The organism is Bacillus sp. ISL-46 (assembly GCF_018613205.1).
The window spans coordinates 1-6,458 of sequence record NZ_JAGGQR010000083.1; the positions used below are offsets into that span (position 1 = coordinate 1).

Here is a 6,458-nt window from a genome sequence, read left to right on the forward strand (position 1 = left end):
TATGATTATAGGTTCTTGTATTATTCTTTTCTTGGTCAAGCAGTCAGGAAAGGCTCTAAGTCAGAATATCGAAAAAAAACTAGAAAAGACTAGTTAAAAGAAATCTATCCATACACGATTTAACCTTAATTAATTTTCCGGCGGCTACGTTTATCTAGCTGCTGGAATTTCTTTCATAAACTACTAAATTCTTAATCATGTAAGGATAAACGCATTTACACTAGGTTTTAGCTTATCAAACAAAAGAATATATAGGTTAAGGAGGAAAAAATGATGGTTGAGGAAATAAAAGTAAAGCAAGGTATGATTATATGTCAAGTGTGTGAAGAAGTAATTGACATTGTTGATAGCCCAGAAAGCGTTAAAACATGGTATGGAATGTGTACGGATTGTTCCAAAGAGAAGAAAGAAGATTAATGTCATTGCCTAGACTATTTATTTGATTTAGGCTCCATACAAACAACTTCGGGTACCTAATCACCATTCGGTATATGCCTATATTTCTAGAGTCGGAGAGTAGTAGTTGGAAGTAGTATGGGTGGCCATAATAGGAACGACCATTCAGATGTATATGAAGTATTTGAGGAACTTTTAAAGTTTAAAGAAGAATTAGAAGAAGCAATTAATGAGGGTACACAACTAGGTTTATCCTACGAAGAAAAAGCTTTCTTTGATGTATTAGGTTCTGACCCTGATATAAAATCATTACTTCAGGACCAGACGTTACTGAATATTGCTAAAGATTTAACGAAGACAGTTAAAGAACATCGCTCTCATGACTGGGATAAGAAAGTGCACAAGCACGTATGAGGTTGTACATTAAAAAGGTTCTTCGTAAATGGGATTATCCACCTAACAAGGAACCAAAGGCTGTCGAGGATGTATTAGAACAAGCTAAGTTGCAGGCCGCTAATATATAGAAATTTTTTCGGTTAACTAATATTTTTATTAGTTAGCCTTTTTAGTTACCCACAAATTACAGTATTTAAAGGTTTTATTTTGATATGAGTAATATTCAGTGTTTATAAATTACAATTTTCGATAATTTTTTTAAAAATCTTATACTTTTTGGCATTTTGTTTTAAAATTGTGTAGAGGTGATATTCTTGTTTAATGGGATGAAATGGTTAAAATGTGATTTGCAAATGCAAACACCAAGGATTATCAGTTGGATAGACTCCGTGTAGAGCTGAAGTAATTTTTAATTTAGATGATGATTCAAAACTTTCCTTACTTCACGAACGGGTGACCTTGGGCTCCTCGCCCAAACCCAGCCAACGGTAGCCCGTTGGATCGCATTATACGGCCCCTATTAATCTCCATCTTTGTTCTATTTATTGTAATCGTTTGCTCATAAGGGCGGTCAAGGGTGCTACGCTAGCACTTCGCAAAGTTTGTGAACTTTTTTAAGAAGGGCGCTTAAAAAACTTCACAAACTTGAAGCCCGTTGACAGCCCTTTTTGCAAAGATTGGGAGAGGTCAAACAAAAAAGGAGTGATAGAGAATGGAAACAAGTTTTTATGGGTTGAAGGTAGCAAAATCAAGCACAGGTTATTTTGTAGGTAGATTTTTTCAGGAAGATGAGGCTAGCACAAAATTTGTTCGACTAACCGATGATTTGAGCAGCAAACAAGAAGCCGTCCAGTGGATCGAAGCATGATGGAAGATGTAGCAGAAAGGAAAGAGGGGTAGCTTTATCAAGACTAAAGGTGAAAATTCATTGATTTTAAAAGGCTCTTACATATTAGATATGTATAATATATGCCCTTGACTTTGAACCTTGCAGGGTCGTGTTTCTCTTGGAAAGGGAGCAAGTTGCCTCTACTCCAACACCTATCAAGGTTACACGACCCACCCTTCTTCAAAGTAAAGGGACCGCTAACGCTCATATATTATACATAGTGGACATAATTAATTTGGTCCGTTTAATGTGTAAAAGATGTTGAAATTTCACCAAAAAGGCGTACATATTAAACATAATGTACGCCTTTTTTTATGGTCTAGTTAAAGTTTCTCCCTCTTCTTTGTTATTTTTTATTTTTCTGTGATTTCGTCTTGTTTGGAGGCAGCGAGCCCCAACAAGACGGCATCATCTATGCTGCGCATGGATGAAGCATAAAAACCTTAAAAGGTCTGTTTTAAACGTGTATTGTTCCAGAAACTCATTTCAAGAATTTTAATGAGGCTTTAATAGAAAAAATCCGAAAATGTGCGCTAAGCCATTTCCTAACACTAATAAAAGATAAAAAATTGTTAGATTATTGTAAATATTCGGTTAAATCGACAAACATTTTACAATCACTTATTTATAATGGAGGAAGGTGATTCTTGTTTGGCCAATAAGGTTTTCCTACATTTTTTAATAGGGGGAGATGTAAATATGGATTTTTATGAAAAGTTACCTACAGATTTCTTAATTGCATTTTATGATGAAATGATGAAAAACATTGAAAAAGGATTATTAACGAAAAATATGTATTATGAATTAGGTTTACTGATTTCAGTGGCAAGTCATAGAGGGATTACCTTAGAGCAGCCATGCGACTTTGAACAGATCGTCGATCAAAAGGCTCTGGATGAGTTTATTCAATTTACACAACATGTAACGTAATAAAGGATGGTTTGTAACCATCTTGTGAACTTTTACTATGTAATCAAAAGAAATCAAAAAAAATTCCCGTATTCATTTGTGAAAATACAGGACTTTTAATCATACTTCTGAATGTTGTTGATTTTTACTTTTTTGATACATCGTGATGAGCTCGTCTAATTTCTGACTGCAACAAAGGGTTTCATCGCTATTTAATCCAGTTTTTCCCGCAATTAGGATCAACATCTTTCTCATCTGATTGATCCGGTCCTCTAGTTCCTCAATCTCGATAAACATCATACATTCCCCAGATTCTCTTTAACTGTTTTTAATTCGATAAATTGGTTTTCCTCACAATTATTATTATGCGAAAAATTCTGTATAATTGGAATACATCTGACAAAACCCCCTAAAACATTACAAAAAATTTTGTAGATAAAAGAACTTAGGGCGAAAAGAAAGGAACAAGAGGCCTTTCTCTCAGTCATACTTGTCGCTTTTTTCGGTTTCCTCCTGCATTCCGTACGTTTCCAAGGTATTTATAGGTAGCCACGAGCATACTTAGAAAAACAAGAATAAACCGTAGACTGCGCATTCATGGAGCTTAAAAGACAATCAATTTTCCGTTTCGATGTTGACTAAGTCAACAGGAGGGGATAGGATGACACGTAACTAAACGGATCATTGAAAAGTTTCCGAAATTTAAAGGTAAGTTAATGGCTTATGAGAACATTTTAACAGTGGAAGAAGCAATGCAAGGATTAACAGAAGTTAAAGCTGTATTCTTAAGATGAGCTTGGTTTTTTGAAGCACCTGAACTGGAAAGTTTTAATATCGGATTATTGTATCATCATTTAGAGAATGAATGGCTCGAATTCGCGTTAGAATTAATGACTCAGTTCTTTAGAGAGGATACGTATTTAATTCAAAAACCTACCTTTTCCATTCTTCGAGAAACGCCGGATCATTATTTTAATCAAAAGCAGTTTGCTGATTTCTTATGGGACCATGGCCTGAATTATGATAAGCGGAAATTAAATGTGTATTACAGTCGAGGTAAATTGCCGAAAGTGGATGTTGAACTTGCAGGTACCCCCTATTGGAGTAAATCAACAGTTGAGGAATTTTGTGAACAGGAGAAGGAACGATTGAAAATGAATTAAGATAGGAGTTGTTAATGGCAATGTAGTTTGGGAGGTCGATCCAAGCTATTTTTTACTAAAGGGGATAAAAAATTTTTTGTCCTTAAAATTATTGAATAAAAATACATACTATTGTATATTTATAAATAATTATTGCAAAAGGAGATACAGAATGGATATTTACCATGCAGTGACAAGTGATGTTAAAGATATTTATGATTTAATCCAAATTTATGCTGAAAAAGGAATCGTATTGCCTCGTACGTATTTATCACTCTATCAACATTTACAATGTTTGTATGTTATGAAAGAGGATAATAATATACTAGGGGTTGCAGGATTACATGTTTTAGGACAGGACCTGGCAGAGATACGATCTTTGGTTGTTTCTCCCGATTATGCTGGAAAAGGTATTGGTCGCACATTAGTTAATCGTATTATAAGTGATGCACCGAAACTTGGAATTAGCCGTGTAATGTCTTTCACATACGAAACAGAGTTTTTCAAAAAATGTGGTTTTAAGATCGTAGCAAAGGAGACTTTGCCTGAAAAAGTGTGGGTGGATTGTATGAATTGTCCTAAGTTGGATTGCTGTGATGAAGTCGCAATGATTAAGTATGTTGGGTAAGGTGTCAGATAGGTTGCATACAGTGATATTAAACTTGGCAGTTTACAAGAGAAATAGGAATGGCGCCATTATGTGGTGCCATTTTCTTCGTTGTTTAGGAAATGATAAATTCTAGATTTGTAATTACAATACGACGTGTGAGAAAAGACCCAAGTAAATAATTGGTTTTGCCAGAGAAGATAAAGGGAGGATTTTGCCCATTTAAATTAACAGTAAATATATAACTATAAGAAAAATTTCTGAAAATTCAATTTAAACTTGAAAATGTAAGCGCTTTCTATTATAATAAATAGTGGGTTTGATGGCATGCGTGGCCGTCAGCGTATCTGGCGTAGGTGGGGCCAATACTAGGGACAGATGTAGATTGTCCTTATAATAAAATACTTGATTGTTCGTTAAATGGGTGAAGAAGAATTATAAGAAAAACTTCATATCAATAATACGTACTGGATCGATTAAATCGCTATCCAGTTTTTTATTGGGAATTAATACTTCGATATTTAGAAACGACTTTTACGACACTTTTCATTTTTCTAAAATTTTAAGATATGAAATGGGCAACGCTTGAAATGATTACCCTCTCATTGTGGATCATAATTGTTATGTTTGCACTTATCCATTTAACAGCCCTTCTCAGCTTAAGTGTATGTACTCCACATTTTACTGGAAGGGCTAAATATTTTAACTAGCGGAAACACTGAAAACTGTTCACCGTTACATTCGTTGTATTTCATCCATTTTTTCGTTTTGTTCCATTTGATTTAATTTACTCCTTGTGTATCTATTGGAGAAAAATAACACTATGATGAAAAAAATCAAGCATCCACCCATCTTAACCAACAAGAAATATTGCAACCATGAAATGAGAACTGAAAACTCCATTCAAATCCCCCTCGTATAATGACTTGTCTTCTATGTATTTCTATGAATGTGAAAAAATCCCTTCTATTAAAGCGCAATAATGTAAAGGTTTGACCTTTTTATGGTAAGTATTTATTTGACCATTACATTGGTTAAGGAAAAGAAATCAAGATTGATGGTGGATCTCAGTTCATCCTGAATTTGAATTTTTTTCTTTAGAGGATCAATTTTTGTTACAAATCCAACACGTGAAGTAAAAAAGCCGTTTGTCCATGTGGTAATTTCTAATAGCCTTTTGGTGGCCATGCTTTCAAATAATAGCCGTTCCATCTCTTCAATTTTTGTTTCATCGAGATGTGGTCTAGGAGTTTTATGATCATCCTCCCGAAGATCCTTCAACATTTTTATGGTTTCAGGCATGAAAAAGCCATGCCACTTCTTCATTCCACGATCTTTATGATCTTTATTCATTATAAATTCACCCTCTTCTATTCATTATAGGAACATTTATTCCTATTATTCAAGGGATATGTGATAAAAAATTTTAGATATGCCTACATTCTCCTGCTGTTATTTGCCAGTCATGCAGCCTTAAGTGTACTGCACCCCAAAAGTTAGAGTGAAATCTAATTTTTGGGGTGTTTCTTTATGGCTAAGTATAGTGAAGGGTTTAAGTTAATGTTAGTAAAGGAGTATCAAGCAGGTAAATTAGGATATAGGCTTTTAGCACAAAAGCATAATATGTAGGATCATACACGCATTATGAGATGGGTAAAAGTTTACGAAAAATTAGGGGAGAAAGGTTTAATGAAAAAGAAGAGTAAGGAAACTTACTCTGTTCAATTCAAGCTGGATGTATTAAGCTTTATGAAAAGAACAGGTTCTTCAGAGGTTGATACAGCCCTTCATTTCGGGCTAACTAACCCTTCTATGATAGCTTCGTGGAAGAAAGCTTTTTCGGAGGGTGGTGCCGAGGCCCTGGAAAGATCGAAAGGGCGGCCTCCCATGTCTGATAAAGCCAAGAACAGAAAAAAAACTGTAGAAGAAAAGGAATTGACTTACGAACAAAAATTGGAAAGAGAAAATGAGCTCCTTCGTTTAGAGGTAGAATACTTAAAAAAGTTACGAGCTTTTCAGATGGATCCGGAAGGCTATCTCGAAAAGCACAAGCAGCGTTATCATTCGAACTCAAAGAAACCTTCAAATTAAAAGATGTTTTACATATAGTCGGAATTTC

The 6,458-nt window shown here is 34.7% G+C and carries 8 protein-coding genes and 1 pseudogene; 7 read left to right on the forward strand and 2 right to left on the reverse strand.

What is annotated here, in order from left to right; genetic code table 11:
- The first annotated feature begins 270 nt into the window (after positions 1–270).
- From J7E67_RS28005 to J7E67_RS28020, 4 genes and pseudogenes are all read left to right on the forward strand, one after another.
- Positions 271–417 (forward strand): GapA-binding peptide SR1P, encoded by a 147-nt coding sequence (locus J7E67_RS28005; protein ID WP_251027056.1) that lies wholly within the window; start codon positions 271–273, stop codon positions 415–417.
- Positions 418–534: 117 nt separating this feature from the next.
- A pseudogene (locus J7E67_RS28010) lies at positions 535–920 on the forward strand (type I restriction enzyme endonuclease domain-containing protein).
- 584 nt (positions 921–1,504) lie between these two features.
- The gene (locus J7E67_RS28015; protein ID WP_214733262.1) at positions 1,505–1,660 is read left to right on the forward strand and encodes a hypothetical protein; all 156 of its coding nucleotides are present in this window, start codon (positions 1,505–1,507) and stop codon (positions 1,658–1,660) included.
- Between the two features lie 720 nt (positions 1,661–2,380).
- On the forward strand, positions 2,381–2,611 hold the full coding sequence (locus tag J7E67_RS28020) for a hypothetical protein (protein ID WP_214733263.1): 231 nt from the start codon (positions 2,381–2,383) through the stop codon (positions 2,609–2,611).
- A 99-nt stretch (positions 2,612–2,710) separates the two neighbouring features.
- Here the strand turns inward: J7E67_RS28020 and J7E67_RS28025 are convergent, their stop codons facing one another.
- Entirely contained in the window at positions 2,711–2,887 is a 177-nt protein-coding gene (locus J7E67_RS28025; protein ID WP_214713013.1) for an aspartyl-phosphate phosphatase Spo0E family protein, read from the reverse strand.
- 545 nt (positions 2,888–3,432) lie between these two features.
- On the opposite strand from J7E67_RS28025, the gene J7E67_RS28030 reads away from it, so the two are divergent.
- Positions 3,433–3,753, forward strand: a complete 321-nt coding sequence (locus J7E67_RS28030) for a hypothetical protein (protein ID WP_214733264.1) — start codon at positions 3,433–3,435, stop codon at positions 3,751–3,753.
- A gap of 151 nt (positions 3,754–3,904) precedes the next feature.
- On the forward strand, positions 3,905–4,360 hold the full coding sequence (locus J7E67_RS28035; RefSeq protein WP_214733265.1) for an N-acetyltransferase: 456 nt from the start codon (positions 3,905–3,907) through the stop codon (positions 4,358–4,360).
- Positions 4,361–5,353: 993 nt separating this feature from the next.
- Here the strand turns inward: J7E67_RS28035 and J7E67_RS28040 are convergent.
- A complete protein-coding gene (locus tag J7E67_RS28040) occupies positions 5,354–5,692 on the reverse strand; it encodes a YolD-like family protein (RefSeq protein ID WP_214733266.1) in 339 nt (112 codons plus the stop codon).
- Positions 5,693–6,028: 336 nt separating this feature from the next.
- On the opposite strand from J7E67_RS28040, the gene J7E67_RS28045 reads away from it, so the two are divergent.
- The gene (locus tag J7E67_RS28045; protein ID WP_214733267.1) at positions 6,029–6,430 is read left to right on the forward strand and encodes a helix-turn-helix domain-containing protein; all 402 of its coding nucleotides are present in this window, start codon (positions 6,029–6,031) and stop codon (positions 6,428–6,430) included.
- Positions 6,431–6,458 lie beyond the last annotated feature (28 nt).